The organism is Clostridium ljungdahlii DSM 13528 (assembly GCF_000143685.1).
Taxonomy (GTDB): domain Bacteria; phylum Bacillota; class Clostridia; order Clostridiales; family Clostridiaceae; genus Clostridium_B; species Clostridium_B ljungdahlii.
In genome coordinates, this window is record NC_014328.1 from 142922 (window position 1) to 169512 (window position 26591).

Sequence of the window (26591 nt, forward strand, 5' to 3'; positions counted from 1 at the left end):
TATACTGAGTTGGAATTTTGCAATATAATAGGGCATGAGAATATAAAACTCCAGATAAAAAATTCTGTAACTTCCAATAGGTTTTCTCATGCCCATATTTTTGTAGGAGAAGATGGGATAGGTAAAAGTCTTCTTGCTAAAGAAATAGCTTTAGATATATTGGGAAAAAAGCAAATGAAACAGTATGTGGATATAATTGAATTTAAAATAGCAAAAGGTAAAAAGTCCGTTGGAATAGAAGAAGTAAAAAATATAATAGAAGAAATAAATAAAAAACCTTACGAAGGTGACAAAAAAGTAATAATACTATATAATTCTGATAAAATGACAGAAGCAGCTCAAAATGCGTTATTAAAAACTATAGAGGAACCTCCCAGTGGAAGCTTTATGTTACTTTTATGTGAAAAGCTAGATGGAATATTGGACACCATAAAGTCGAGATGTCAAGTATATAAACTTAATAGGTTAAGTCAAAAAGAAATGGAGACTTTTTTAAATGCCAAATTTCCTAACTTATCTACTGAAGAATTAAGATCTGTCTTAGCGTTTAGTGATGGAATACCTGGAAGAGCACAAAAATTTATTTCGGATATATCTTTAAGTGAAATGAGAAATATAATTTTAAATATATTTAAAGAATTATGTCATGAGAATTTTAGTTCCTGTTTAAAGCTGTCAGATTATATAGCTAAAGACAATTATGAATGGGAGGAAGTACTAACCTGTATTTTGTCATATATAAGAGATGTACTTGTATACAAAGAAACGGGTAATAGGAAGTTTATTATAAATATTGATAAATTTGAAGATATAAAGACCATAGGAGAAATGTTTTCATTTAATAAGTTGAATGATATTATTAATATAGTAAAGGATACTAGAGAAAAGTTAGAAAGCAATGTAAATAGAACTTTAGTTTTTAATTCTATGTTGGTGAAAATGCAGGAGGTATAAAAATATGGTAACAGTTATAGGAGTACGTTTTAAAAAGGCCGGTAAAATATATTATTTTTCACCAGGTAATTTAAATATAAAAAGAGAAAATAGTGTAATAGTAGAAACAGCAAGGGGAATAGAATTTGGTGAGTGTGTCATAGAACCAAAAGATATAAGAGAGAGTGATATAGTTTCACCACTTAAAAGTGTTTTAAGAATAGCTACAGAAGAAGATATACAAAAATATAATGAAAATAAAGAAAAAGAGAAAAAGGCTTTTGATATATGTATTGAAAAAATACAACAACATGAATTAAATATGAAGCTTATAGATGTAGAATATACTTTTGACAACAATAAAGTTATATTCTATTTTATAGCTGACGGACGAGTAGATTTTAGAGAATTGGTGAAAGATCTTGCATCCATATTTAGAACAAGAATAGAACTTAGACAAATAGGAGTAAGAGATGAGGCAAAAATGATAGGGGGCCTTGGGCCTTGTGGCAGAGCTATGTGTTGTTCTACGTTTTTAGGCGATTTTGTACCTGTTTCTATAAAAATGGCAAAAGAACAAAATTTGTCATTGAATCCTACTAAAATATCAGGAATATGCGGAAGACTTATGTGTTGTTTGAATTATGAACAAGATACTTATGAAAAAATAAGACAGAAGTTGCCTAAGGTAGGGTCTGTAGTTAGTACACCTGATGGAAGGGGAGAAGTTATAGATAACTCTGTAGTAAAGGAAAGCATTAAAATAAAGATAAAAGTTGAAGATGGTGATGATATAGTAAAAGAAGTGCCTATAAGTGAAATTAAAGTAATTTCAGGAGGATTTGAAGGCAATATAGATGAAAATGAGATAAAAATTGATGAAGAAACAGAAGATGCAGATATGATTAAACAATTGTTTAAGGAGGATTAAGGAGGAACATATGAAATCAGTATTTAAAATTCCTAATATACGTACTTCTGAGGATGTTAATAAAATAAGAAAAGTTATTTCCAGTAGTGAAGGGGTAATAGCCTGCCAAATAAATAAAGAAAAAGGAAAAGTAAGTATAGTATATGATAATTACTTTATAACAGAGAATAAAATTATCCAGTGTATAGAAGATTTAGGTTATGCAGTATTATAAGGCATTTTCAAAGAAATAACTAGTCAGTATGCTAGCCTATTTTTTATCATATTGCGTGGGTAGAACCCTTAGATAGGATTCACTATCTGCGGAACCTGCCTCCTTATCTGATAAAAAATATTCGCTGCATCTTTGACTTGTTATTTTCTTTCAAATGCCTAAAATTATCTTTTAAAATTATAACAAATGTGATAAAATACAGGGGATGAAAACATTATCTAAAAATTAAGGAGGTGTTACATAAGATGGCATATAAAATTACAGAGGATTGTGTAAGTTGTGGTTCATGTGCTTCAGAATGTCCAGCTGATGCTATAAGCCAAGGAGATAGTCAATTTGTAATAGATCCAGAAAAATGTATAGAATGTGGAAACTGTGCTAATGTTTGTCCAGTAGGAGCACCAGTTGAAGAAAGCTAGTTGTTAGGAGGTCACCATAAGGTGGCCTTTTTAATTTATATAAATATCAAATTCTGTATAAAGAGTAAGTTATTTTACACGAATAATTAATATAGATAGGAGATTAAATAAATTATAGTTAGAAAATGTACTAGATGGAGGGAAAAATGGATATATCTGTTGTCATATTTACGATATTTGGAATTGCTGCAGTAACAGCTGGTTTTGTGATGGATGGAGGAAACCCAACGGCACTTTTCGGCGGTGCAGCAGCTGTAATAGTTTTTGGTGGAACGTTTGGAGCTGTAGCTTTATCATTTCCGTTAGATGTATTAAAAAGAGTGCCTAAAATATTTAAAGTAATTTTTAATCCTAGAAAAGCAAGTTTAGTTGATTTAATTTTATATTTTAAAGATGTATCCTATAAAACTAGAAAAAATGGTTTGTTAAGTTTGGAAGGCGAAATATCCAATGACCCTAATTTAGATCCTTTTATAAAAAAAGGTCTTCAGCTTGTAGTAGACGGGGTAGATCCTCAAGCTGTAAGAGATATACTAGAATTGGAACTTGAATCTACATCTGAGAGACATAAGCAGGGGGCAAGTGTATTTGAGAGTGCAGGAGGATATGGGCCTACGATGGGTATTATAGGTACAGTTATGGGAATGGTTCATATTTTAGGTAGCCTTACAGATACAGCTAGCTTAGGTGGTAAAATAGGAAGTGCATTTTTGGCTACATTATATGGTATAGGATCTGCAAATTTATTATGGCTTCCATTAGGTAATAGATTAAAGCAGCAAGATGAAAAGGAAGTTAAGGAAAAAACTCTTATAATTGAAGCAATATTATATATTCAAGAAGGCATAAATCCAAATACTATAGCAGAAAAATTAAAAGGATTTTTGAACAAGCAGGAATTGGCAAAATATGAAGGAATGGATGGGAAGGCTGAATTATGAAGAAGAAAAATAAAAAACCAGATGAAGGACCAAGTGCAGAAAGATGGATGCTTAGTTATGCTGATTTTATGACGCTTCTTATGATATTCTTTGTAGTTATGTATGCTATGAGCCAGGTAGATCAAACTAAATATAATAAACTTTCTCAATCTCTCAGTATAGCAATGGGAGGAGGAAAAACAATAATAGGTGCTGATAATACTTCTAGTGTTAAAGATAGTGTTAAAACAGTAGATAAGCCAACTGAGAGTGACCAATCTGAAGAACAGGTTAAGATGGAAGCAAATAAATTAAAGCAATTAAAAAAGCAAGTGGACTCATATCTTGCAGCTAACGGATTAAGTCAAAGTGTAAGCTCACAGATAGATGAAAGAGGTCTTGTTGTTAGTTTAAGTAATACCTTGTTTTTTGATACAGGAAAAGCAGAAATAAAACCTGAAATCCAAAATACATTAATGGGAATAGGAAAAATGATAAATCAAATGGGAAATTCCATAAGGGTGGAAGGACATACGGATAATGTGCCTATTAGCAATAATGAATATGCATCTAATTGGCAGTTATCTTGTGCTAGAGCAGCTAATGTAACTCAATTTTTACAAAATAAAGTAGGTATTAAACCTGAAAAACTTACATCAGTAGGCTATGGAGAATACAGATCAGTTACTGATAACTCTACAGATGCAAATAGAGCTAAAAATAGGAGAGTAGATATAATTATAGAAAGCAATAAATTTAACAGTATTGAACGTGGAAATAGTACAAGCAGCAGCACCAACAGTTCGCAGGGTACCTCACAGATTACAACTACAGATCAACAAAAGGTAAATCAATCTCAACAACATTAAACATAGTTAGTAATATACTATTTATTAAATCCCTTAATTTTAATGGGATTTTATTTTTTACAAAAATTAATGATAGTTAAGTATCTAGTATTTGACAACATATTTTATTTAAATTACAATTTAAGTTAATGTGTAAACTTGTGTAAAATAAATTTTATAAGTGAGGATGTTTAAGTGAAATTGAAGTTAGTGAGAAGTGATGAAACATTAGATGATCTACAAATAAATGGAATATGTATTATACAGAAAAAAAATAGCTTTAGGTTTGGAGTGGATGCTGTTTTACTTGCAAATTTTGCTAAGATTAAACCTAAAATGAATATAATTGATTTGTGCAGTGGAACAGGGATAGTACCATTTATAATAGCTGGTAAAACAAAGGCTCAGCATATAACAGGTATGGAAATTCAAAAAGATATGGTAGATATGGCAACTCGTTCTGTAATTTTTAATGGCATGGAGAAAAAAGTTGAATTTATTCACAGAGATTTAGTAGATTTTGAATTTTTAAAAAAGTTACCAAAAGCGGATGTAGTAACGGTAAATCCACCTTATAAATTAAAAAATTCGGGAATCACAAATGACCAATACGAAAATGCAATATCAAGGCATGAAATATGCTGTACATTAGAAGATGTTATAAAGGCAGCAAAGATTTTATTAAAAGATAATGGAAAGTTATATATGATCCATAGACCGGATAGGCTTGTAGACATAATGTACACTATGAGGAAATACAATATAGAACCAAAGCTGATGACAATGGTACAGCCATGTGTTAACAAGGCACCTAATATGGTACTTATAGAGGGACAAAATAATGGAAAGCCATTTTTAAAATGGGAAGTACCTATATGTGTACATAAATTAGATGGAAGCTATACAGATGAAATTGATAGAATATACGGAAGATGTTTAAGGAGATAATGTGTGATGGGAAAACTTTTTTTAGTGGCAACTCCTATAGGAAATTTAAGTGATATAACCTTAAGAGCTCTTGATACCCTTAAAAATGTAGATTTAATAGCAGCAGAAGATACCAGACAGAGTTTAAAGCTATTAAATCATTTCAATATAAAAAAACCACTTATAAGTTGCCATAAATACAACGAAAATGAGAAAAGCAAATTATTAATACAAAAGTTGAAAGATGGTAAAGATATAGCATTAGTAAGTGATGCTGGGACACCAGGTATATCAGATCCAGGAAGCATTATGGTAAAAAGTTGTATAGAACAGGGAATAGAATTTGAAGTCCTGCCTGGTGCCACTGCAGTAACAACGGCTTTGGTTTACTCGGGTCTGGATACGTCAAGGTTTACATTCATTGGATTTTTACCTAGGGAAAATAAAGATAGGAGAAGTATACTAGAGGGTGTAAAAAATAGAACTGAAACATTGATATTTTATGAAGCACCACATAGACTGACAAGCACCTTAGAAGTATTAGCAACCGTCCTAGGTAATAGACATATAGGCATTTGTAGAGAGCTTACAAAAGTTCATGAAGAAATATTGAGATTTACATTAGAAGAAGCTATGAATTATTATGAAAGTAATAATGCAAAAGGGGAATTTGTACTGGTAGTAGAAGGTAAGGATGAAAAAGAACTTTTAAGAGAAGAAAGTGAAAAATGGATAAACTTGTCTATAGAAAAACATATAAAAATGTATATGGAAGATGGATTAGATAAAAAAGAAGCTATAAAAAAAGTAGCTAAGGATAGAAAACTTTCGAAATCTGAAGTTTATAAGTATTCTTTAAACCTATAATAAGAAAAAAGTAAGCTTAAAAATTGTATAAAATTTATTAAATATCGTTAATAGATATAGAATATAAGTAACAAATTACTAAAAAAGAAGCTGATTTTATTAGAAACTTATAATGTCTCTGATATAAATTTTATATATGTGTTGAGGTATATACCAATTTAATGGTATAATGGAAACATGTTATTTGCGAATTTGAGTTTTTTATGGTTATAAGGGGCTGAAATTTGTAAGCTGTTAAGTATTTTACGAGGAGGTAGAAAAGTTTTGAATAAAAGAACCTTATCTGTTGCAATTGCATTAACTTTGGCATTGTCAACAGGGGCAAATGTTTTAGCTGCGCCAAGTGCATCAAGTTCATCGACTTCATTAGAGCAGGTTAAACAACAAAAGCAGGAATTGGAAATTAAAGCTGAAAAAATGGACAACCAAGTAATACAAACTATGAATGACTTAGAAAATAATAAAAAAAGTATTGCCTCAGTTTCTAATAGTATAAAACAAACTCAAGCTAACATAGATTCTGTGCAAGCTAGTATAGAAAGCCAGCAGAAAGTATTTAATCAAAGAGCAAAGGCTATGTATACAAATAACATGAGTGGTTACCTGGGAGCAATATTAAATGCAAGTAATTTAAACGATTTTATATCTAGAGTAGATAATGTTGGAAAAGTAATGAGTTTTGACAAGAATGTTGTAGGCGATTTAAAAAGTAAAAAAGAGCAATTAGCTAGTGGAAAAGAAAAACTAAATAATGAAAATAATAAGCTATTGGCACTAAAGTCAGAAAATGAAAAAAAGTTGGCCAAGCTTAATAGTGATAAAGAAAGTGCAAAAAATGTAATAGCATCTTTAGATGCACAAGAAAAGTCTTTAGAAATTACTGATCAAGCAACTTTAAAGGCAATTGCTTCAGCTGCAAGTAATGTTAGTGCTTCAAGAGGAGGTACCATAATATCATCTGATGCAGTAGTAGCATATGCTTCTAACTTTTTAGGAGTCCCTTATGTATATGGAGGAACATCTCCTTCAGGGTTTGATTGTTCAGGATTAGTTCAATATGTATATGCAAACTTTGGAATTAATTTGCCAAGAACTTCAGAGGAACAGCAAAATGTGGGCACACCTGTATCAAGAGATGAGCTTAAGCCAGGAGATTTAGTTTTCTTTGGTTCTCCAGCATATCATGTAGGAATGTATGTAGGTGATGGTCAGTTTATTGAAGCACCACGTACTGGGCTTTCAGTTAGAATAGCAGCTTTAGATAACAGATCAGATTTTACAGGTGGAAGAAGAGTTAAATAATAATTTAGTGACATATTATTTTAAATTTCAGTATACATACATAGCTAAATCCATTTTGTACTCGAGAGTTTAGCTATGTTTTTTTATTTTACAGATATAAACATAAAAGACACGATGTGGCAAATAGGGAACAGAAAACTTTTCAAATGTGAATTTTATAAGAATTTTTAGGCCTATAGTTAGAAAATAAAGGCAAGTTTAAAATTTACATATTTTTTATGAAAAATTGTTAATAAACATAAAATATAATTAATAAATTATTAAAATAATATTTGGCTTTATTTAAAATTTGCAATATTTCTTCTGAAAATTTTATACATGTGTTGAGGTACATATCAATTTAATGTTATAATAGATATACGTTACTTACTAATCTCAGATTTTAGGGGTTATGAGAAGTTCAAATTTGTAAGCTATTAAATATTTTACGAGGAGGTAGAAAAGTTTTGAATAAAAGAACCTTATCTGTTGCAATTGCGTTAACTTTGGCATTGTCAACAGGGGCAAATGTTTTAGCCGCGCCAAGTGCATCAAGTTCATCGACTTCATTAGAGCAGGTTAAACAACAAAAGCAGGAATTGGAAGTTAAAGCTGAAAAAATGGACAACCAGATAACACAGACTATGAATGACTTAGAAAATAATAAGAAGAGTATTGCCTCAATTTCTAATAATATAAAACAAACTCAAGCTAATATAGATTCCGCCCAAAAAAATATGGAAAATCAGCAGCAAGTGTTCAATCAAAGAGTAAAGGCTATGTACATAAATGGCATAAGTAGTTACCTGGGAGTAATATTGAATGCAGATAATTTAAATGATTTTATATCTAGGGTAGATAATGTTAAAAAAGTAATGGGTTTTGATAAGAATGTTATAGGAAATTTAAAAGATAAAAAAGAGCAATTAGCTAATGGAAAAGAAAAATTAAATAATGAAAATAATAAGCTATTGGCACTAAAGTCAGAAAATGAAAAAAAGTTGGCCAAGCTTAATAGTGATAAAGAAAGTGCAAAAAATGTAATAGCATCCTTAGATGCACAAGAAAAGTCTTTAGAAGTTGCTAATCAAGCAACTCTAAAAGCAGTTGCTTCAGCTGCAAGTAATGTTCAACAAAGTGCTTCAAGAGGCGGAAGTTCTATAGCATCATCTGATGCAGTAGTAGCATATGCTTCTAACTTTTTAGGAGTTCCATATGTATGGGGAGGAACATCTCCTTCAGGATTTGATTGTTCAGGATTGGTTCAATATGTATATGCCCATTTTGGAATTGATTTGCCAAGAACTTCGCAGGAACAGCAAACGGTAGGTACAGCTGTGTCAAGAGATGAACTTCAGCCAGGAGATTTGGTTTTCTTTGGTTCTCCAGCGTATCATGTAGGAATATATGTAGGTGGTGGACAGTTTATTAATGCACCTAAAACAGGAGATGTAGTTAAAATAGCATCTTTGGACAATAGATCAGATTTTACGGGTGGAAGAAGAGTTAGATAATAATTTAATGACATATTATTTTTAAATTTAAATATACATACATAGTTAAATCCATTTTGTATTTAGGAAATTTAGCTATGTTTTTTTTACCTTAAATTGTTCAATGGCTATCTTAACGTAATATTCATTTATAAGTTGAATATAGAAAAAAGACCTACATTATAATTATAATGCAGGTCTTTTAAATAATAATTATTTGCCTTCTTTTAATTCATTTAAACAACTTTTGCAGATGTTCTTACCTCTATAATTTACAACGTCTCTTGCGTCACCGCAGAAGATACATGCAGGCTCATACTTCTTTAATATAATTTGTTCACCATCTACATATATTTCTAAGGCATCTTTTTCAGCAATGTCTAAAGTTCTCCTCAATTCTATAGGAATGACAATTCTTCCTAGCTCGTCTACTCTTCTTACAACACCTGTTGATTTCATTGATTTTCCTCCTCTAATTCCATAATTCGACACGACTATAATTAGATAATAGCAAAAATTACATTAAAAGTCAATATAATTTCATAAAACATTTTACAAATTTCTAATCAAATTCCATCTAAAGTTAATATACTACCATAATATTCAAAAGTCAATAACAATATTAATAAAAGTTTATAATATATGATAAACAAGGATTTAAATGTAAGAAATTAATATTAAAATTAAGTACAAAATCAGGAAATTTGAAAAAATATTTTTTATAAAATAGTAACTAAATGGATAATTAAATATTTAAAGTCGAAATTTTCGATAAGAAATTTAATATTGATAATCTATATGGATATAAGAGAGTATTTATATTAAAATAAGAGATGTATGATTTAATAAATAGAAGTAGAGCAGGTTGTATGGGAATTAGTTTTGCAAAAATATATCTGTAATTTAGACACATAATGTTGATAATTTTAAAAAAAGGAAATTTTATTTATAGAAATAGAGTATTTCTATGTGATAAAATAATAAGTAAGTAGGTGATTAATTTGGATTATGTGAAAGACTTTATTAAAAGCACAAGAGAAGTAATAAGTAAAGTAGGAGGAGAAGTTTATTTAGTTGGTGGGTATATAAGAGATAGATTAATTAGTATAACAGCTCAACCAAAGGATATAGATTTTATATTTAACGGAAATATTGAAAAATTTATGGAGGAACTCGAAAATAGACAATATAAATTTTTCCCTATAAAGCAGGAAATAGGTATATATAGATGTATGCTAGGAAATAATTCGATAGATATATCTCTCATGGAGGGGGATTCTATTGAGGAGGATTTGAAGAAAAGAGATTTTACTATGAACGCTATAGCTATAAAACTTAGTGGAGATAAAGTTAAAGTTATTGATCCCTTTTATGGAAGAAGATCTATTGATAATAGAATAATTAAAAGTGTAACGGATATGAGCTTAGAAAATGATCCCATCAGGATACTTAGAGGTATTAGATTTTGTATATCTTATGGAATGCATTTTAATTTAGATACGGAAAAATGCATTGAAAAATTATGTTACAAAATAATGGATATGCCTATGGAAAGAGTCTTTAAAGAATTTATGCTTATATTGGAAAGGGATGATTATGGAAAGGCTTTTGAAGTTTTAGATAACTATGGAATACTAAAAAATATTATACCTTATATAGAAGAATTAAAAACTATAGGAAAATGTGCATATCATATAGAAGACGTATTTACTCATATGAATTTAACTTATTGTGTATTTAAGGATATCTTAAATGGTAAGGTAAGTGTTAAGGGATTAAATTTACATGTGTTTCAAGATAAAATAGGTGACTTTAAGTTGAGAGAGTATATGTCTTTAGCTTGCTTTTTGCATGATATTGGTAAATATGAGGCTTATAGAAAGGACGGAGACAAAGTAAGTTTTTGGGGACATGAAATGAAAGGAGCTGCTATAGCTAGGAATTTCTGTAGGAACATGAAATTCCCAAAAAAAGCAGAAAGCTATATAGAGAATATAGTAGAGGGCCATATGTATCCGCTAAAGATTTTTAAACAAAATTCTAAAGATAAGAAGAATGATTTTTATAAGTTTTTTTCAAAATATGATGGATATATAATAGAAATACTAACTGCTGCATATTGTGATAACTATGCTACAAGAATGCTTTTGGATGTTGAAAATGAGAAAGTTAGATTTAAAATGTTTATTGAAGATATGCTAAAAGAGTATGAATTATACTGCAGTATAAACGAGAATAAGATTTTAAATGGAAATGATGTTATTCAGATTTTAAATATATCAGGGCCTGAGGTAAAAAATGCTCTTGAAGATGTGATAAGACTTAGATATTTAGGAAAAATACAAACTAGAGAAGAAGCATTAAATTATTTAAGAGTTAAGATAAATAACAATTATATTTAAACTAAGCAAGAACTTATCCACATTGTGGATAAGTTCTTGCTTATGACACTATGAATTGATAAATTAGAATTTTGTTTATGCTAATATATAAAAGTTGAAATTTGATTAGAAGTGTTGTATTAATATCAATATTTATAACTTATCCACAGAAAATGTTGATAAGTTCATGATTTCTGTGGACAAGTGTCTGAAAATTCGTTTATTCTTCTATACTTTGAAAAGTTGAGACTATAAAGTCAAATTCTTCTGCATCGGAAATTTCTCCATAACTGTCTTCTGAAATCCCAGGATAATAATACAGAATAAATTTTTCTTTAGATAAGGTATTTTCTATTATTATATACTTTCTGTCTAATTGTACATCTTGAAGAACGGCTAGTACTGTATACCTATCACTTTCACCAGTTTTATCGTTAGTAAGATTTAAAGAAAAGCTATCATGCCTTGTAATGTTTATTTTCTTTTTATCACAATTTACGATTTTAGAACCACTTTTACATCCAAGGCAACTGTCAAATTTACAATCTGAAGTACAGTTAAGGCATTGACAGGTGCTGCATTTCTCAAGTTGGAATAAAGATTCTAAATTATCATTTTTATAATCTTCTAGTAAAGAAATATATTTATCACTTTTTAGCTTGTTTAAAAAGCCTCCTGTATCAAGTTCACCTTGTGCAGCTTCAATTAAATCTATATATTTTTTTAAGGTTGATATTTTGGATACATATTTTCTCCTATTTAAAATATCTTTATCTAAAAAAGGAGAAATGTTATCTATAGCATAATTTATAGCTACAAATATTTTGCCGTACTTATCTTTTTCACATTTTAAGAACTGGTCAGCTTTACTCATGATATCACCTAATTTTGTTTATATTTTTCCAATTCTTTATCAAGGTCAACTTCATCTAATTTTTTAAATTCTTTTTCTAAAGAATCTTCTTCTCTTAAATCTCCAAGGCCTTCAGCCAAAGATTCTTTCTTTTGAATTTTTCTTTCGATGTCATCAATATTTATTTTATTGCTTCCTGTTTCTACATTAGATAGTATTTCATTTACTTTTTTAGAGGCTTCTGCATTATTAAATCTTGCTGCAGCCTCATCTCTATATACTCTAGTTTTGTGTATTTCTTCTTCTAGTTCTTTTAACTTACTTTTAACTGCTTCAGCTTTTTGGCAAGCATCTTTGTAACTGGCTTCTAAAGAACTGTAACTTTTATCAGCTTCTAATTTCCTAGCTAGAGCCTTTTTAGCTAATTCTTCATTTCCTTTACTCATTGCAAGTTTTACTTTTTCATCAAATTCAGTAGATACTCTTTTTGATTCTTCCATTTTCTTTTCAATTTCATGAACATTACCTAGTATTTGTGCTGATGATAATTTAGCTTTGTTTAGGCTGTCATCCATATCCCTTAGTTTTTGATCAAGTAATTCAATAGGGTTTTCAATATCATCTAAAGTATTGTTTACTTTTGCCCTAAAAATATTTGATACTCTTTTTAATACTCCCATAAAAAATCCTCCTCATTATTTTCTATTTTTAAATTTTTTTATCTTTCTTATAATAAATAGTAATATTAAAATTAATATTACAAATTTAACAAAGCCCCAAAAGAAGTTTGCTAAAAGACTATGACCTCCACCATATCCATAATAGCTAGAGCTGTGTCCCCAGGGTATAGGGATGGGTATAGGTATAGGAAAAAAGGACCTATGACTTCTACTGCTATAATTTTGACCGGAGCCAGAATTATTTTGGTTAGTATTTTGATTACTAGATTTTGAAGAAGAATTAGGTGTATTAGAAAAACTGCCTGACTTAAAATCTCCTCCAGAACTATTACTGCTATTTTTTTGTTTATAGGTAGAATTAGGGGAAGAAAAGCTACCCGATTTAAAACTACCACCAGAAGATTTGGAACTACTACTATGTGAAAAACTACTTGTGCTGTGTGAAAATCCACTTGATTTAAATCCACCAGAGCTTCTTGCATATGCAGTATTGTTATTTATGTTTAAGATATTTCCCTGTGGTGTAAACAAATCTACTGATAAGAACAAAAAAGCCATCACTAATGATATAATAAAAAGTTTTTTATTTAACTTAACTTTAGCCACCCCCTTAAAGAAAATAATCTTTTCTTATATGGTAACATAATATTTATAGCTAGTGGATATTAATATTATTAAATTTTTATAACATTAAGTATGAGAGCATTATACAGTATTATATAACTTATAACAAGTATTAGATTAACTTATTTTAGGCAATTTAAGACGGTTTAATAGGATTTATTATGGTTTATCATGATATATATAGAAAATGTAACAAATTCCCGTGGATTTAATAAATAGTTAGTTTGTAAAGAATATATATATAACATATAATATTAATATGGTTTTTTAAGGTTAAAATAACTGTTATTTTGGAGGTTGTAAATAATGAAAGAACACAAATTTGGCATGGAATATATAAACAAAATTGCTAAGAATATATCAGATAATACTATAGTACCTTATGAGGATTTGCCAAGGTATGATTTATTTTTATCTCAAGTTACAGACTATCTAAATGATAAGTTTCAGGGTGAAAAATACACAAATAATATAGTACAAAATTATATTAAAAATGAAGTCATATCTAAACCCGAAGATGGGAAAAAAAGGGGATATACAAAAGTTCATTTGACACAGCTTATTTTATTAAGTTATATGAGACCTATATTAACCACAGAGGAAATAAAAAAGGTTTTTAGACTTGCCTTTAATGAGATAAACGATGGAGAAGATGATATAATATCTTGGGAAAAAGCCTATAAGATATTTTCAGATTTGCATAACAATAGCCTTGATGATTTGATGAGTAAAGAACATTTTAATGAACAAAAATTTCAAGACATGGTAAAGGATATGGACTTAAAATCTGATGATGAAGAGAGGATAGGTATCTTTTTTGTGGTAATGTCTTTAATTTGCCAGGCGAGTGCAATTAAGAAACTAGTTCAAAATATAGTAAATAACTATGAAGGAAAGTAGAAGGGATAAAAATGAGTTTATCGTGATACTTCATGCAACTTACCTAGATTTATCAAATTAAATTTAGGTAAGTTATTTTTTATCCGATGACTACCTGATATAGCACTCCCATGCACCCTGTTTATGGGCAGCTTATTTTGAATTAGCTGTTAACAAACAGATGCTTTGAGCGGCTATGCCTTCTCCTTTGCCGGTAAAGCCAAGACCTTCCTCTGTAGTGGCTTTTACACTTATTACGGCTGTAGTTACATTTAGAGTTTTAGCTATATTTACCCTCATATCTTGTATGTATGAAGAAAGTTTAGGCTTTTCGGCTATTATAATAGAATCTATGTTCCCTATAGTATATCCTTTTTCATTAATCAAAGCTGATACATGTGACAGCAATTTAAGACTACATATGTTCTTATATTTATTATCATTATCAGGGAAATGCTTGCCGATATCACCTAGACACAAGGCTCCAAGGAGACTATCCATTATTGCATGAAGAAGTACATCTGCATCTGAATGTCCCATAAGACCTTTTTCAAAAGGGATATTTACGCCTCCTAAAATAAGAGGTCTATTATAAACTAATTTATGGACATCATAACCAAGCCCGATTTTCACATTTAATTCCTCCTAGATATTTTTATTATATTTTAACACACATAATAAAAAGGTGCACTTAATGGCACCTTAAGATATATCTTTAAAACTTCGAATTATATTTTTATTATTTTTATCTTTTGTTTTATAGGATTTAAACATAGAGTAAAAGAATTTTTTATAAGTTTTCTTTATTAGTAATAGAAGTGAAAATGGATCTTTTTTCCTATTTCTTGAAAAATCTACCTTGATAACGTTATCTTTCATAAATAACCTCACCTTCCATAAAAAGATCTTACTATAATAATAACATAAGTTTAAAAATATGTTAAGAAAATTACCAAAAATATTTAATCAATTGCAATTATAAAATTAAGGGGACAGGTAATCCCCTTAATTTTTGAGATAAAAAGGTATATTGTTTTGTATTGGAAAATGTTAGTTGTGTTTTATGAGCTTTGTGACTATGTGGTTAATAATATTATATGGATATAGGGTTAAATTTGTTACTAAATAATATGTTATCCACATATTGTCCACAAAATTGTGGATAATGTGGATAAATGATATAAAAATAACATGTAAACAAATTTTGTTTTATAGATAATACGTTAATAACACAACTTATTAACATATTATCTGTGGATAATGTGGAAAAGTCAACAACTAGTAGTATTTATCATATTATTAGATATGCAGTACCTATGGCTATTATTCGGAGGTATTTTTTTAATATAGCAGTAATAAGATACTTGTATTATATTTTAAATTTTATCCTAGATAGAAAATTAGAGGAAAAAGATAACTTATATTATTTAAAAATAACATGTTATCCACAAAATATGTAATAATGTTGTGGATAATGTTGAATATAGTTTTTATTTCGAATCAAACGTACAATAGGTCTTATAAATGTAACGAAAGCTAAAATAATTTACACTTTGTTAATATTTTGCTTAACAAAAATGAAGATACATGTTTTAATATGTTAGAGAAAGGATTTTTATGCGGAGTTTAATTTAATAAAAGTGGATGGGAGATAATATATAATGACAACAAGGAACAACTTTAGTAAGATTTTAAAAAATGGTGGATTGATGTTACTTGGATTAATTGTAGTCTTTGGCTTGTCCTATGAAGGATATAATTATTTTCATGGGAATAAATCAAAAACTAATAAGGTAATATCTGCTGATAAAAAAGCTGGGAGTGAAGTTAGTGAGAAAAAGACATCTAAAAGTAATGTGAAAAGTAGTAATAAACAAGATTCAGATAAGAACAAAAACATTAGACATAATGTATCTGAAGATGGAATGAAATATACTTATGATGCACAAAAAGTAAAAGATATATTGGACAATAAAGCTCCAAATGATGGAAAGAAGATAGCATTTCTAACTTTTGATGATGGACCTTCTACTACTGTGACACCAATAATATTGAATACTTTGAAAAATTATAATGTGAAAGCAACTTTTTGTCTGCTAGGAGAAAATGTAGAAAAAAATGAAAAAAGTAAGGAACTAGTAAAAGAAATACTAAAAGAGGGACATGCTATTGGAAATCATACTTATACACACAGCATGAGAAAGTTGTATCCTGGGAATAGACTTGATGTAGGTACTGTTATGGCAGAAGTTGAACAGGATAATACAGCTATAAGAAATATTGTTGGACAAGACTTTAATACTAGAGTACTAAGACTTCCAGGAGGTTATATGTCAAGGGCATACTATCACGATCCTAATTTAAATGAATTTAATGCAAGACTAAAGGAAAAAGGTATGTACAGCATAGATTGGAATGCCTATGATTTTGATGCAGAAGGAAGAAGAAAAAATGCAGATCAGCTTTTAGAACACGTAAAAAGAAGTGTGGGTTCACAACAAAAAGTTGTTATACTTATGCATGATACTTATGGTAAAGAAGAAACAGCTAGAGCATTACCTCAGATTATCGAATATCTAAAAGATCAGGGATATGAATTTAAAACAATAGCTTAAAGCAAAAAATCAGCTTATAGACTTTTGAAATTAAACTTTTTATGTATATGATTGTTTGATATAATAAATTTAGGAAAAAGCCTACTTTATTTACTGGAAAATTTGTAATCTATATAACTAATGAGAAAAGTGAGGGTACCATCCAGGTTAGGTTGGAAAGAAGCGATAATATGAAAAATAAAAATATAAAAGGTTTAATTGCTCTAGTTTTATTGATTTTCTTTATAATTGGCGCACATAGTGTTTACAAAAATAAACTTGTATCTTCAAATGACCAAAAAAAGGTCGATAATAAATCAAATGTAAAGTCTGATAAAAAAAATCAAACAAATATAAAAAAGGTAGAACACGTTAAGGATAGAGAATTTACAGGGAAAAATATAAAATATAACTCTCAATCTATTCCTATTTTATATTATCATTCCATAGATTATGAAAAGGGAAATGAATTAAGGGTGCCAAAGGAAAGATTTAGAGAACAGATGAAGTATTTAAAGGATAATGGATATACCACCCTTACTTTAAATGAACTTTATAATTTTTTAGCTTATAATAAACCAGTACCTAATAAATCTGTAGTGATAACTCTTGATGACGGATATAAGGATAACTATGAAAATGCTTTTCCTGTTTTAAAGGAGTTTGGATTTAAGGCTACCGTGTTTATGATTACAAGTAGTATAAATAATGAGAAAGATTTTTTAACTTCTAGTGAGTTGAAGCAGATGGATAGTTATGGTATGGATATTGAAAGCCACACCGTAAATCATGATAAGCTGGATAGGTTAACTTATGACAAACAAATACAGACTTTAAAAGATTCAAAGGAATTCTTAGAAAAACTTCTTAATAAAAAAGTAAAGTATATTGCATATCCTTATGGCAAATGGAATGAAAATGCTATAAAAGCTTTAAAGGCAGAAGGATATAGCATGGCTTTTACTACAGCAGAGACCAGCTATGAGAAGTCAATAGATTTTATAAAAAAATTTGTAATATGTTTAAAATATATAAATACTTTAATTCGCAAGAGTAAGATTTTGCGAATTAAAAATATTAACTTGATTTAAACCCACTACTATGCTAAATTAGATTTATAAGTTGTAACTTATAAATTATAAAAAAGTTTATATATTTGAGTTTTCTAGGGTTCCGCAGTTTGTAACTGGCTGGTCCGAGAGGAAGCGCACATTTAATTGTGTACACGGAAGGATAAAAGCCTGGGAGATATTTTTGTAATATTTCCTTAGGCTTTTTGTTTTATTTTCTTTTAAATAAGCCATGAAATATTACTATACTAATCTTAATTAATAAAATTTAGGGAGGTAAAGTTTATGGAATGGATTTATTTAGTTATAGCAGGTTTTTTCGAAATAAGCTGGGCAATAGGGCTGAAGTACTCGCAGGGATTTACAAAAATATTACCTAGCATCCTAACTGTTATAGGAATGATTGCAAGCTTCTATTTTTTATCATTGTCTTTAAAAAGATTACCATTAGGCAATGCATATGCAATTTGGACAGGGATAGGAACTGTTGGCACTGTAGTGTTAGGTGTTATTTTATTTAAAGAACCAATTAATGTAATGCGTATGAGTTGTATTGTATTTATAGTTCTTGGAATCGTTGGTTTAAAATTAATATCAATAGACTAATAATTGTATATAGCTTATAAATAACAAAAATAAATATAATTTTAATTAAAGAAAAGTGATAAGAAGAAAATATGCAGTTATTTAGCTTTAATATGAAGGAGGAATTTTAATGAAAAAGTTTGTTATTGAAGATGATTTTTGGAGTCTGTTTCCAGGTGCAAGGATAGGAATTATAGTTTGTCATGGCATAGATAACTTTATAAAAGATGAAGATCAATACAAGAATATGATTAGTAAGTCAGAAAAGGAAGCATTAAAATATTTGGAGAATGTAGAATTCAGCAGCAATGAAGTCATAAAAGTATGGAGAGAAGCCTTCCAAAAGTTTAAAACAAAGAAAGGTGCAAGATCATCTATTGAAGCATTGTTAAAACGAGTTGATAAAGGAACTCATATAGGAACTATTAATCCGCTAGTTGATATTTACAATTCTATTTCTTTAACATATGCATTGCCTTGTGGTGGAGAGGATATGGATAAATTTGCTGGTGATATAAGATTGACTAAGGCAGTTGGAGATGAAAGCTTTATTACATTAGGAACAGATGAGAGTGCACTACCATATGAAGGTGAAATAGTATATAAAGATAACGAAGGAGCAATTTGCAGATGTTTTAATTGGCGTGAATCAGTAAGAACAATGCTCACTGAAAATACAAGGAATGCTTTTTTGTGCATTGAATTAGTTGATGAGAGAAGAGTTAAAGATTTTGAGAATGCTTTAAAAGATTTAGCAAAAATAGTACAGGATAATTTAGGTGGAACGTGCAAGATTTCAATTCTTGATATTAACAATAAAGAAGTATTAATAGATTAATTTGAGGTTAAAGGTCTAAATGACCTTTAACGAGTAACTCGTGAGCGAAAGCGGTCAGGATTGCTTGTCCCATGGTTATACGAAAGGAGAAAAAAAGGTAATGAGTGGTTTTAGTTATAAAGATATTTATATGGAAGATGGAAGAAGGGTACTGGAGATTAATGTACTTCCAGAAAAGTATTGTAATTTTGATTGCATATTTTGTCCTATTGGAAGGTCGAAAAATAAGGTAGATACAAAAATGTCATTTGATGAAATAGACAGCTCATTGATTGAACTTGGAAACAGGATAGAAAGTACAAAAGCAGAATTAGTTTTTATTAACTCAAAAGGAGAAGCCTTAGTAAATGATAAAATTGGTGATATTATTGACTTTATCAAAGACAAAGGTTTGCCTGTAAGACTACTTTCTAATGGATATTTACTAGGTAGAGATGAATATATGAAAATTGCTAATAAATGTGATGAGGTTGTTGGAGAAATAAAAATAATAACAGAAGAAGGCTTTCAAAAAGTTCAAAGACCTATTGAAGGATATACATTAGCAGAATATATTTCAAACATGGTTTCTTTTAATAAACAATACAAAGGAAAATTTATATTTGAAATTACTATCATTAAAGGCTATAACGATGATGAAGAATCAATTGAGAAGATAAAAAATATTATTAAAGCAATATCTCCTGACAAAATAATTGTAGCAAGAATGGAAGATGAAAAATTTAAGAAAAAACTTGGTATAAATGATGAACGATTTGAGGAAATTTCAAGTACATTATTAAATATTTAGTAATGCTAATATATTATATTTTTATAAAACGTCGTAAGTGTAAATTGTAATATTTAATCAAGAATTGCAGTAAATGATAAGAAATAAAATAGCGAAAGAATTAGAGGTGTAATTATGTTTAGAGATATGAGAAGAAAAAAACAATTATTATCCAAAGAAGAGACAATTGAAATTCTAAAGTTATGTACATCTGGCGTCTTAGGTGTAATTGGTGACGATGATTATCCATATACCGTTCCAATAAGTTATGTTTTTAAAGACGGCAAACTATTTATGCATGGTGCAAAACAAGGGCATAAGATTGACAGCATTAAAAGGAATGATAAAGTGACATTTTGTGTTATAGAAAAAGACGAAGTAATACAAAAAACTTTTACTACCCATTTTCGGAGTGTTTCCATATTTGGCAGAGCAAGGATTCTTACAAACGATTCCGATAGGAGATATGCCATTGAAAGTTTAGTTGAAAAATATTCACCTGACTATATTAAAGAAGGGCAGCAAGAAATTGAAAGAGAATGGAATAGAGTATGTTTAATTGAAGTCAAAATCGAACATATGACAGGTAAGGCAGCTATAGAAATTGTTAATAGTAATAAATAAACCAGTTCGTATTATTCTTATTTTGTTTACTAATAAAAAGGCAGAGTTATGCCTTTTTTATTTTATATGAAGATTAAAAACGAATAATAAGAAAGTATTTTGAGCAAAGCAAATAAACTATTAAAATAATTAATAGTTAAAATTTTACATAAAACTATTAGTCTAGTTATAATATTGCTTAGTTAATAGGGACATAATCCTTGTTATCTCTCATAACAGCAAAAACAATGCGTGTTAATTTATTAGCTGTAGCTCCTATTGCAACTAAGTGATGTTTACCCTCACTTCGTTTTTTATTATAATATTCATTAAGAGGACTGTCATGTAAGACACATGTTGAAGCAGATAAAAATAAGGCACGTCTAAGATACGGTGAACCTCTTTTGGACATTTTATTGTTATTAGATAGAAATTGTCCTGATTGCTTAACAGTAGGATCAATGCCAGCATAAGCTACAAGACTAGAAGAGTTTTTAAAACGTTTAATATCACCAATTTCACTAAGAATAATAGCAGCAGTTACGGAACCAATTCCAGGAATAGTTGTTAGATGGCAGTCAAATTTACTATAATAAAACTCAATTTCTGAATCTAGAGATTTCATTTGTTTTTCAAGGAATAGTATTTGACTAATAAGTTGTTTTATTTGAAATTTAAAAGCTTTTTTAGCTATCTTAATGCCAAAGGTATTTTTAGCTGCATTTTGAATCTCATCAGCCTTATTAAAACCAAGTCTTCCCTTACTTTTTGTTTTCAATAGTTTAGTTAAATCATTTATATCCAATTCTAATATTCCTTCTGGAGTTTGGCATTTTTCGAGAACAGCTTTAGAACTTGCACCCCAAATATCAGAAAATAGTTTATCATATTCAGGGAAAATTTGGTCAAGTACTGTAATTATTCTGCATTTAAGTTCAGAAATTTCAGTAGTTAAAGAAAGTTTATATCTGCAAAGCTGTCTTAGAGCAAGAAGTTTATCATCACAAAGTTTTGTATTAGTAAATTTACCAAATCTAATAACTTCAGCAATTATAAAAGAATCTTTCGTATCGTTTTTAGTTTTACGAATATACAAATTTCTAAAACTATCTGATTGAATAGGATTAATAACGTTTATCTCATATCCCTTTGTTAGTAAAAATGAATATAATGACAGCCAATAATGCCCCGTAGCTTCAAGTCCAAATATAACTTTAGAATTGCCAGTATATTTTTTTATATGTTCAATTAATTTATTTCCACCGCTATGGGAATTAGCAAACTTTATAGATTTGCCGATTATGGAGCCAGTATCATCAATAATAGTAGCTTCATGATTATTCTTACCAATATCAACACCAACAATATACATAAAAAGTCACCTTCATTTAAAAGATTATTTAGATAGAATCCTCTCATCTATGCAAGTTACAGCCTAGTTCGATATACGAAAAATTGTAAAAATACAATTGACATCCAGCTCATACGCAACATCTCGCAAAGAAGAGGCAGCAGTCTCTGCTCCGAGGTCAAAAAGCCTCATGGGGGTGAGCGTAAACCTCTATCTATACGAGAATATTGTCTCAAAAGATGAGTTATTAAACAATAGTTATATAAATGAACTTTAGAACTATAAAGATGTTATATAGATTAAAGTTTTAGGCAGGAAAACTATTATTTAATGTTTACATGTTTATCATACTAGGGGGGTGGGCTAATAAAGACCAAGGAATATATACTTTGCACAGAGTATATGTAAGTGAAAGATATGGAATGAATGAATTTAAAAGACGACTTACAAATAGTAATTACGAAAATGCCAATAAGTAAAGACTTTTATCTAGGGTAATACGTTCAAGTAATAGGATAATTATAATTAAGATATTTTGGGGGGTAAAAATTGAATAAGAATGTAAAGACACTTATAATAACAGCAGCTTTTGCACTAGTGGCTTTTCAATTTAAGGTATCTGCAGATTCTTCGCTGGGATCTCCTAGGATAAATATTGACACCAATAAAGAGTGGACTGTTAAATTCAGCAGCAATTTGGAGCCAAGTACTGTAAATAGTACTAATATACAAGTTACTGATAAAAATAATGTTCAGGTTCCTGTGGCAGTAACTTTGGGAAATGATCCAAGTACTGTATTGGTAAGTCCTAAGGTATCAGGATATGATCCAAGTGAAAAATATAATCTTGTTATAGGGGAAGGATTAAAATCAGTTTCAGGAAAAAATTTGTCCAACCCTTTAAGTATGCAGTTTACTACAAGTAATAAATATTCAGATGGGACAAGTTATACAGATCTTCCTAAGATAACTTCCAATAAATTTGAATATGAACCACTTTTGTCATCTGAGAAACAAGGGTTTTTTATACAATGTGATAGCTCATCAGATGTACAGTACAGAATTTTTGTAAATGGACAAAATGACAAGGATGGAAATTATACTGAACTTACAAATGGATACACTAGCGAGGATAGCGGAAAAATAACAGCTTTAAAAACGTTGAGTGCAGGTACTAACGGTCAAAAATACAAAGCGGTAATTTATGTGAAAAGGACAGGAGCTACTGGAGCCCATAAAGATGGAAATACAGAGTATGATAATTATTTTGTAGATTACTTTAGATGTGTGGATAGTATAGATGCTGGGTCAAATGAATATGCAAACTATGATATATCTTTAGATGATATGGTAAATACGCAATTAAATTCAGATAGTACACCTGTATTTGTAGCAGCTAATGTAATGGACAATGCTGCAACTAAAAATCAGATAAAATATTATGCGGATCCTAATAATTTTCTTGACAGTTATGGTAAATATCAATTTTTAAAGCTTACATATGCTGATGGCGTTACAGCAGATAGCCTAAATAATTTTCTAAAAGGAAAAGGAATCTTTGATGGAAAAGGACAAGCATTTTTAGATGCAGCTAAAAATAATAATATAAGCGTAGCTTATTTAGTTTCACATGCTATGCTTGAAACAGGAAATGGTACTTCTAAGCTTGCAAATGGTGGAGCAACGGATAGCAATGGAAATTATATTTATGGAGTACCTGTATATAATTTCTTTGGAATAAATGCTACAGACGATAATGCTGTTTTAAATGGGACTAAAACTGCATATGAGAATGGATGGACTACTGTAGAGAGTGCTATTTCAGGTGGAGCACAGTGGATAGGAAAGTGGTATATAAACAATCCATCAACAAATCAAAACACTCTTTATAAAATGAGGTGGGATCCTGGAAATCCCGGACAGCATGAGTATGCTACAGATATATCTTGGGCATATAAACAAATACCAAATATAATAAAGGAAATGCAGGATATAACAGCAGGTTCTAATTTAACATTAGAATTTGAAATACCTAAATATAAGTAATAAATATAGTAAAAACACTATCAAAATCAATGATGATTAGATAGTGTTTTTTTATTTAAATAATTCCTTCACTTTTTAGTATATTTTCCAATTCGTTTACTTTGTCGTAAAGAAGATGAAATTTGTCTTTCAATACCTGATTCTGTGAGCTGTCGCTTACTATGGCCTTTTCCAAACTTTCAATAACTGACAGAGCTTCGTCGATATCTCGTTGAGCCAAATTTAAAGTGTTTTCTTTCATTAATAATTCTCCTTAATTTAATATATTTTTTATTTTTGATAAATCTTCATCTTCTACAAATGGTGCACAAAATTGAAAAGTTTTTTCATGGCCGCATTCTGAACATACACAATTACAAATATCGTAGGGGATACCATCAACTATGGATACATTTGAATTTTCAGCTAAATATTCTCCTCCACATATTTCACAGGGAGTATCATTTATAACTAGATATTCACTTTCTATATATTTCATTATATCTCTAATGGTCATTATTAACCTCCAATTTAAAAATTATCACAACATAAATGGTAACACTATTAAAGGGGATTTTCAATGATTTCATCTCTATAAAATCCATCTGCTTATAGGTAATTTTATATTCTTATTATCATATATTAGTTATATGATAAATATTTGTATATTTTGGATTATAGGGGGAGTGGTTATATTGTGATAAACATTATATGGTTTTTTATTTTAGCTTTTGGAATAGGGTTTGGAATATTATCTGGAAGGGGAGAGGCAGTGTCTAAGTCTATTATAGCTTCTTCAGATGCTTCAGTAAAACTTATGATAAGTCTTTTGGGAATAATGTGTCTCTGGTGTGGAGTAATGAAAATAGCAGAGAAAAGTGGCCTTATGAATAAAATAGCAAGTTTAATGAGACCCATTTTGAAAGTTTTGTTTAAGGATGCCTCTAAAGATGAAAGAGCTATAGGACCAATAGTTATGAACTTAACTGCTAATATGATGGGATTATCTAATGCAGCCACTCCTTTTGGAATAAAAGCTATGGATCAGCTTAGTAATCTCAATAAAAAGAAAGAAGAAGCAAGTGATGATATGGCGCTTTTTTTAGTTTTAAATGCAGCTTGCATACAGCTTGTTCCAACTACAGTTATATCCATAAGAGCGGCAATGGGATCTAAAAATCCTGCAGAAACAATAATACCAGCCATAATTACAACTACTATATCTGCAGTAGTAGGAGTAGTATGTTGTAAAATTCTCCAGAGGTATTTTTAACTTTATTTAAAAGGAGTAGAGTAGTGTGAAGTACATAATAAAAGCTATAATACCAATAATTATTATATTTATGGTTACCTATGGTCAAATGAAAAAAGTTAGAGTATATGAATGTTTTGTAGAAGGAGCCAAGGAAGGGATAGATATATGTATTAAGATATTTCCGTACCTACTAGCTATGATAATAGCAGTAGGAGTTTTTAGAGAATCTAAAGCTTTAGATTACTTTATAGGATTTGTAAAGCCTGTAGTAAAATTTATAGGGCTTCCTCCTGAAGTAGTACCTCTTGTGCTTGTAAAGCCATTATCAGGCAGTGGAGCTCTTGGAATATTTGCTGAAACTTTAAGCAAATTTGGACCAGATAGTTACATAGGTAGAATTTCTTCTATAATTATGGGTTCTACGGAAACCATATTTTATACTCTTACAGTTTATTTTGGAGCGGTTGGTATAAAAAAAATAAGGCATACCCTCTGGGCAGCAGTAATGGCAGATATAACTGCAATAATCACAGCAGTTATAGTAACTAGAATTATGTTTTAATTGAAAATTGGTATGAAATTTTATATTTTACCTTATAATAATTAGTTGTATAATATATAGTATAATTCATAATTATTCGGGATGTGAGTTAAGTTGTTAAGGTGGAAAGAGCTCTATGAAGAATGTTTAAGTTGTTCTAAATGTAGTTTAGGAGATAACAGAACTAATATGGTTTTTGGAGATGGAAATCCTAAGGCACATATCATGTTTATAGGAGAAGCACCAGGAGCAGATGAGGATAGAACGGGAATACCTTTTGTAGGTAGGGCAGGTCAGCTTTTGACGAAAGCTCTTCTTGCTCTGGATTTACATAGAGAAAGAGATTACTACATATGTAATATTTGCAAGTGCAGACCCAAGAACAATAGGACACCTTATGAAGAAGAAGAAAAAGCTTGTATTCCTTATTTAAGAAATCAAGTAGCACTTGTAAGGCCCAAAATAATAGTTTGTCTTGGTGCAACTGCCATGGGATGTATATTGGGAAAGGAATGGAGAATTACAAGAGATAGGGGAAAGTGGATTGAAAGAAAAGGCTTTTATATGACTGCAACTTTTCATCCTTCAGCAGTTTTGAGAGATGCGAATAAAAAAGCTGCATTTTGGGAAGATTTAAAAAGTATAAAAGAGAAAAATGAAGAAATTTTTCAAACAAAAAATGTTGACACATAAAATTATATGACATATTA

The 26591-nt window shown here is 29.6% G+C and carries 31 protein-coding genes and 1 riboswitch; of the genes, 22 read left to right on the forward strand and 9 right to left on the reverse strand.

Going from position 1 to position 26591, the window contains the following annotated elements; translation table 11 throughout:
• Window positions 1-9: 9 nt before the first annotated feature.
• From CLJU_RS00690 to CLJU_RS00735, 10 genes are all read left to right on the forward strand, one after another.
• Window positions 10-954, forward strand: coding sequence for a DNA polymerase III subunit delta' (locus CLJU_RS00690; RefSeq protein WP_013236831.1), 945 nt, complete (start codon window positions 10-12; stop codon window positions 952-954).
• A 4-nt stretch (window positions 955-958) separates the two neighbouring features.
• Complete coding sequence (locus tag CLJU_RS00695; RefSeq protein ID WP_013236832.1) at window positions 959-1864, forward strand: PSP1 domain-containing protein; 906 nt, start codon at window positions 959-961, stop codon at window positions 1862-1864.
• Between the two features lie 10 nt (window positions 1865-1874).
• Complete coding sequence (locus CLJU_RS00700) at window positions 1875-2078, forward strand: heavy-metal-associated domain-containing protein (RefSeq protein WP_013236833.1); 204 nt, start codon at window positions 1875-1877, stop codon at window positions 2076-2078.
• A 245-nt stretch (window positions 2079-2323) separates the two neighbouring features.
• Window positions 2324-2497: a DUF362 domain-containing protein gene (locus CLJU_RS00705; protein ID WP_013236834.1), complete on the forward strand. Its 174-nt coding sequence runs from the start codon at window positions 2324-2326 to the stop codon at window positions 2495-2497.
• A 146-nt stretch (window positions 2498-2643) separates the two neighbouring features.
• Complete coding sequence (locus CLJU_RS00710; protein ID WP_013236835.1) at window positions 2644-3438, forward strand: flagellar motor protein; 795 nt, start codon at window positions 2644-2646, stop codon at window positions 3436-3438.
• Entirely contained in the window at window positions 3435-4286 is an 852-nt protein-coding gene (locus tag CLJU_RS00715; RefSeq protein WP_013236836.1) for an OmpA/MotB family protein, read from the forward strand. Before CLJU_RS00710 ends, CLJU_RS00715 begins: the two co-directional genes overlap by 4 nt.
• Window positions 4287-4460: 174 nt before the next feature.
• Window positions 4461-5213 (forward strand): tRNA1(Val) (adenine(37)-N6)-methyltransferase, encoded by a 753-nt coding sequence (locus CLJU_RS00720; RefSeq protein ID WP_013236837.1) that lies wholly within the window; start codon window positions 4461-4463, stop codon window positions 5211-5213.
• Window positions 5214-5219: 6 nt separating this feature from the next.
• Window positions 5220-6059, forward strand: coding sequence for a 16S rRNA (cytidine(1402)-2'-O)-methyltransferase (gene rsmI, locus CLJU_RS00725; RefSeq protein ID WP_013236838.1), 840 nt, complete (start codon window positions 5220-5222; stop codon window positions 6057-6059).
• 264 nt (window positions 6060-6323) lie between these two features.
• Window positions 6324-7361 (forward strand): C40 family peptidase, encoded by a 1038-nt coding sequence (locus tag CLJU_RS00730; RefSeq protein WP_013236839.1) that lies wholly within the window; start codon window positions 6324-6326, stop codon window positions 7359-7361.
• A gap of 446 nt (window positions 7362-7807) precedes the next feature.
• A complete protein-coding gene (locus CLJU_RS00735; RefSeq protein ID WP_013236840.1) occupies window positions 7808-8854 on the forward strand; it encodes a C40 family peptidase in 1047 nt (348 codons plus the stop codon).
• A 192-nt stretch (window positions 8855-9046) separates the two neighbouring features.
• Here CLJU_RS00735 and CLJU_RS00740 read toward each other — a convergent pair whose 3' ends face one another.
• Complete coding sequence (locus tag CLJU_RS00740; RefSeq protein ID WP_013236841.1) at window positions 9047-9292, reverse strand: AbrB/MazE/SpoVT family DNA-binding domain-containing protein; 246 nt, start codon at window positions 9290-9292, stop codon at window positions 9047-9049.
• Between the two features lie 551 nt (window positions 9293-9843).
• On the opposite strand from CLJU_RS00740, the gene CLJU_RS00745 reads away from it, so the two are divergent.
• Window positions 9844-11235 carry a tRNA nucleotidyltransferase/poly(A) polymerase-related protein gene (locus CLJU_RS00745; RefSeq protein WP_035788388.1) on the forward strand — a complete coding sequence of 464 codons (1392 nt, stop codon included), beginning with the start codon at window positions 9844-9846 and terminating at the stop codon, window positions 11233-11235.
• Window positions 11236-11434: 199 nt separating this feature from the next.
• Here the strand turns inward: CLJU_RS00745 and CLJU_RS00750 are convergent, their stop codons facing one another.
• Genes CLJU_RS00750 through CLJU_RS00760 form a run of 3 tightly spaced genes read right to left on the reverse strand, consistent with a single transcriptional unit; the run spans window position 11435 to window position 13353 of the window.
• A complete protein-coding gene (locus tag CLJU_RS00750) occupies window positions 11435-12088 on the reverse strand; it encodes a hypothetical protein (RefSeq protein WP_013236843.1) in 654 nt (217 codons plus the stop codon).
• Between the two features lie 8 nt (window positions 12089-12096).
• The gene (locus tag CLJU_RS00755; protein ID WP_013236844.1) at window positions 12097-12747 is read right to left on the reverse strand and encodes a PspA/IM30 family protein; all 651 of its coding nucleotides are present in this window, start codon (window positions 12745-12747) and stop codon (window positions 12097-12099) included.
• A gap of 15 nt (window positions 12748-12762) precedes the next feature.
• The gene (locus CLJU_RS00760) at window positions 12763-13353 is read right to left on the reverse strand and encodes a hypothetical protein (RefSeq protein WP_023162529.1); all 591 of its coding nucleotides are present in this window, start codon (window positions 13351-13353) and stop codon (window positions 12763-12765) included.
• Window positions 13354-13677: 324 nt separating this feature from the next.
• Here CLJU_RS00760 and CLJU_RS00765 point away from each other — a divergent pair, with 324 nt between their 5' ends.
• Window positions 13678-14271, forward strand: a complete 594-nt coding sequence (locus CLJU_RS00765; protein ID WP_013236846.1) for a DUF1836 domain-containing protein — start codon at window positions 13678-13680, stop codon at window positions 14269-14271.
• 132 nt (window positions 14272-14403) lie between these two features.
• Here CLJU_RS00765 and ispF read toward each other — a convergent pair whose 3' ends face one another.
• Window positions 14404-14883 (reverse strand): 2-C-methyl-D-erythritol 2,4-cyclodiphosphate synthase, encoded by a 480-nt coding sequence (gene ispF, locus CLJU_RS00770; RefSeq protein WP_013236847.1) that lies wholly within the window; start codon window positions 14881-14883, stop codon window positions 14404-14406.
• 69 nt (window positions 14884-14952) lie between these two features.
• Complete coding sequence (locus CLJU_RS22530; RefSeq protein ID WP_013236848.1) at window positions 14953-15129, reverse strand: hypothetical protein; 177 nt, start codon at window positions 15127-15129, stop codon at window positions 14953-14955.
• A 782-nt stretch (window positions 15130-15911) separates the two neighbouring features.
• Here CLJU_RS22530 and CLJU_RS00775 point away from each other — a divergent pair.
• The 6 genes from CLJU_RS00775 to CLJU_RS00800 all read left to right on the forward strand — a co-directional run bounded on the left by CLJU_RS00775 (window position 15912) and on the right by CLJU_RS00800 (window position 20730).
• Window positions 15912-16865 carry a polysaccharide deacetylase family protein gene (locus tag CLJU_RS00775; protein ID WP_013236850.1) on the forward strand — a complete coding sequence of 318 codons (954 nt, stop codon included), beginning with the start codon at window positions 15912-15914 and terminating at the stop codon, window positions 16863-16865.
• Between the two features lie 170 nt (window positions 16866-17035).
• Window positions 17036-17935, forward strand: coding sequence for a polysaccharide deacetylase family protein (locus CLJU_RS00780; protein WP_041704984.1), 900 nt, complete (start codon window positions 17036-17038; stop codon window positions 17933-17935).
• 63 nt (window positions 17936-17998) lie between these two features.
• Window positions 17999-18094, forward strand: a riboswitch (guanidine-I (ykkC/yxkD leader).
• Between the two features lie 105 nt (window positions 18095-18199).
• On the forward strand, window positions 18200-18520 hold the full coding sequence (locus CLJU_RS00785; protein WP_013236852.1) for a DMT family transporter: 321 nt from the start codon (window positions 18200-18202) through the stop codon (window positions 18518-18520).
• Window positions 18521-18629: 109 nt separating this feature from the next.
• Entirely contained in the window at window positions 18630-19337 is a 708-nt protein-coding gene (locus CLJU_RS00790) for a B3/B4 domain-containing protein (protein WP_013236853.1), read from the forward strand.
• Between the two features lie 100 nt (window positions 19338-19437).
• Window positions 19438-20127, forward strand: coding sequence for a radical SAM protein (locus CLJU_RS00795; protein WP_041704986.1), 690 nt, complete (start codon window positions 19438-19440; stop codon window positions 20125-20127).
• Window positions 20128-20241: 114 nt separating this feature from the next.
• Window positions 20242-20730 (forward strand): pyridoxamine 5'-phosphate oxidase family protein, encoded by a 489-nt coding sequence (locus CLJU_RS00800; RefSeq protein ID WP_013236855.1) that lies wholly within the window; start codon window positions 20242-20244, stop codon window positions 20728-20730.
• Window positions 20731-20908: 178 nt separating this feature from the next.
• Here CLJU_RS00800 and CLJU_RS00805 read toward each other — a convergent pair whose 3' ends face one another.
• On the reverse strand, window positions 20909-22081 hold the full coding sequence (locus tag CLJU_RS00805; protein WP_013236856.1) for an IS110 family RNA-guided transposase: 1173 nt from the start codon (window positions 22079-22081) through the stop codon (window positions 20909-20911).
• Window positions 22082-22609: 528 nt separating this feature from the next.
• On the opposite strand from CLJU_RS00805, the gene CLJU_RS00810 reads away from it, so the two are divergent.
• The gene (locus tag CLJU_RS00810) at window positions 22610-24106 is read left to right on the forward strand and encodes a glucosaminidase domain-containing protein (RefSeq protein ID WP_013236857.1); all 1497 of its coding nucleotides are present in this window, start codon (window positions 22610-22612) and stop codon (window positions 24104-24106) included.
• 55 nt (window positions 24107-24161) lie between these two features.
• On the opposite strand, the gene CLJU_RS00815 is transcribed toward CLJU_RS00810, so the two are convergent.
• A complete protein-coding gene (locus tag CLJU_RS00815) occupies window positions 24162-24347 on the reverse strand; it encodes a hypothetical protein (RefSeq protein ID WP_013236858.1) in 186 nt (61 codons plus the stop codon).
• Window positions 24348-24359: 12 nt separating this feature from the next.
• Window positions 24360-24602 carry a hypothetical protein gene (locus tag CLJU_RS00820; RefSeq protein WP_013236859.1) on the reverse strand — a complete coding sequence of 81 codons (243 nt, stop codon included), beginning with the start codon at window positions 24600-24602 and terminating at the stop codon, window positions 24360-24362.
• A gap of 180 nt (window positions 24603-24782) precedes the next feature.
• Between CLJU_RS00820 and CLJU_RS00825 the strand changes: the two genes are divergently transcribed.
• The 3 genes from CLJU_RS00825 (at window position 24783) to CLJU_RS00835 (ending at window position 26574) form a co-directional block, all read left to right on the forward strand.
• Entirely contained in the window at window positions 24783-25358 is a 576-nt protein-coding gene (locus CLJU_RS00825) for a nucleoside recognition domain-containing protein (protein ID WP_013236860.1), read from the forward strand.
• A gap of 25 nt (window positions 25359-25383) precedes the next feature.
• Complete coding sequence (locus tag CLJU_RS00830) at window positions 25384-25902, forward strand: spore maturation protein (RefSeq protein WP_013236861.1); 519 nt, start codon at window positions 25384-25386, stop codon at window positions 25900-25902.
• A gap of 93 nt (window positions 25903-25995) precedes the next feature.
• Window positions 25996-26574: a uracil-DNA glycosylase gene (locus tag CLJU_RS00835; RefSeq protein WP_013236862.1), complete on the forward strand. Its 579-nt coding sequence runs from the start codon at window positions 25996-25998 to the stop codon at window positions 26572-26574.
• The last annotated feature ends 17 nt before the right edge of the window (window positions 26575-26591 follow it).

What these genes read in the sequence shown, in the direction of transcription:
- CLJU_RS00695 (WP_013236832.1), top strand. Translation starts at nt 959, where the DNA reads ATGGTAACAGTTATAGGAGTACGTTTTAAAAAGGCCGGTAAAATATAT.
- CLJU_RS00700 (WP_013236833.1), top strand. Translation starts at nt 1,875, where the DNA reads ATGAAATCAGTATTTAAAATTCCTAATATACGTACTTCTGAGGATGTT.
- CLJU_RS00705 (WP_013236834.1), top strand. Translation starts at nt 2,324, where the DNA reads ATGGCATATAAAATTACAGAGGATTGTGTAAGTTGTGGTTCATGTGCT.
- CLJU_RS00710 (WP_013236835.1), top strand. Translation starts at nt 2,644, where the DNA reads ATGGATATATCTGTTGTCATATTTACGATATTTGGAATTGCTGCAGTA.
- CLJU_RS00715 (WP_013236836.1), top strand. Translation starts at nt 3,435, where the DNA reads ATGAAGAAGAAAAATAAAAAACCAGATGAAGGACCAAGTGCAGAAAGA.
- rsmI (WP_013236838.1), top strand. Translation starts at nt 5,220, where the DNA reads ATGGGAAAACTTTTTTTAGTGGCAACTCCTATAGGAAATTTAAGTGAT.
- CLJU_RS00740 (WP_013236841.1), bottom strand. Translation starts at nt 9,292, where the DNA reads ATGAAATCAACAGGTGTTGTAAGAAGAGTAGACGAGCTAGGAAGAATT.
- CLJU_RS00750 (WP_013236843.1), bottom strand. Translation starts at nt 12,088, where the DNA reads ATGAGTAAAGCTGACCAGTTCTTAAAATGTGAAAAAGATAAGTACGGC.
- CLJU_RS00755 (WP_013236844.1), bottom strand. Translation starts at nt 12,747, where the DNA reads ATGGGAGTATTAAAAAGAGTATCAAATATTTTTAGGGCAAAAGTAAAC.
- CLJU_RS00765 (WP_013236846.1), top strand. Translation starts at nt 13,678, where the DNA reads ATGAAAGAACACAAATTTGGCATGGAATATATAAACAAAATTGCTAAG.
- CLJU_RS22530 (WP_013236848.1), bottom strand. Translation starts at nt 15,129, where the DNA reads ATGAAAGATAACGTTATCAAGGTAGATTTTTCAAGAAATAGGAAAAAA.
- CLJU_RS00775 (WP_013236850.1), top strand. Translation starts at nt 15,912, where the DNA reads ATGACAACAAGGAACAACTTTAGTAAGATTTTAAAAAATGGTGGATTG.
- CLJU_RS00780 (WP_041704984.1), top strand. Translation starts at nt 17,036, where the DNA reads ATGAAAAATAAAAATATAAAAGGTTTAATTGCTCTAGTTTTATTGATT.
- CLJU_RS00785 (WP_013236852.1), top strand. Translation starts at nt 18,200, where the DNA reads ATGGAATGGATTTATTTAGTTATAGCAGGTTTTTTCGAAATAAGCTGG.
- CLJU_RS00790 (WP_013236853.1), top strand. Translation starts at nt 18,630, where the DNA reads ATGAAAAAGTTTGTTATTGAAGATGATTTTTGGAGTCTGTTTCCAGGT.
- CLJU_RS00795 (WP_041704986.1), top strand. Translation starts at nt 19,438, where the DNA reads ATGAGTGGTTTTAGTTATAAAGATATTTATATGGAAGATGGAAGAAGG.
- CLJU_RS00800 (WP_013236855.1), top strand. Translation starts at nt 20,242, where the DNA reads ATGTTTAGAGATATGAGAAGAAAAAAACAATTATTATCCAAAGAAGAG.
- CLJU_RS00805 (WP_013236856.1), bottom strand. Translation starts at nt 22,081, where the DNA reads ATGTATATTGTTGGTGTTGATATTGGTAAGAATAATCATGAAGCTACT.
- CLJU_RS00815 (WP_013236858.1), bottom strand. Translation starts at nt 24,347, where the DNA reads ATGAAAGAAAACACTTTAAATTTGGCTCAACGAGATATCGACGAAGCT.
- CLJU_RS00820 (WP_013236859.1), bottom strand. Translation starts at nt 24,602, where the DNA reads ATGACCATTAGAGATATAATGAAATATATAGAAAGTGAATATCTAGTT.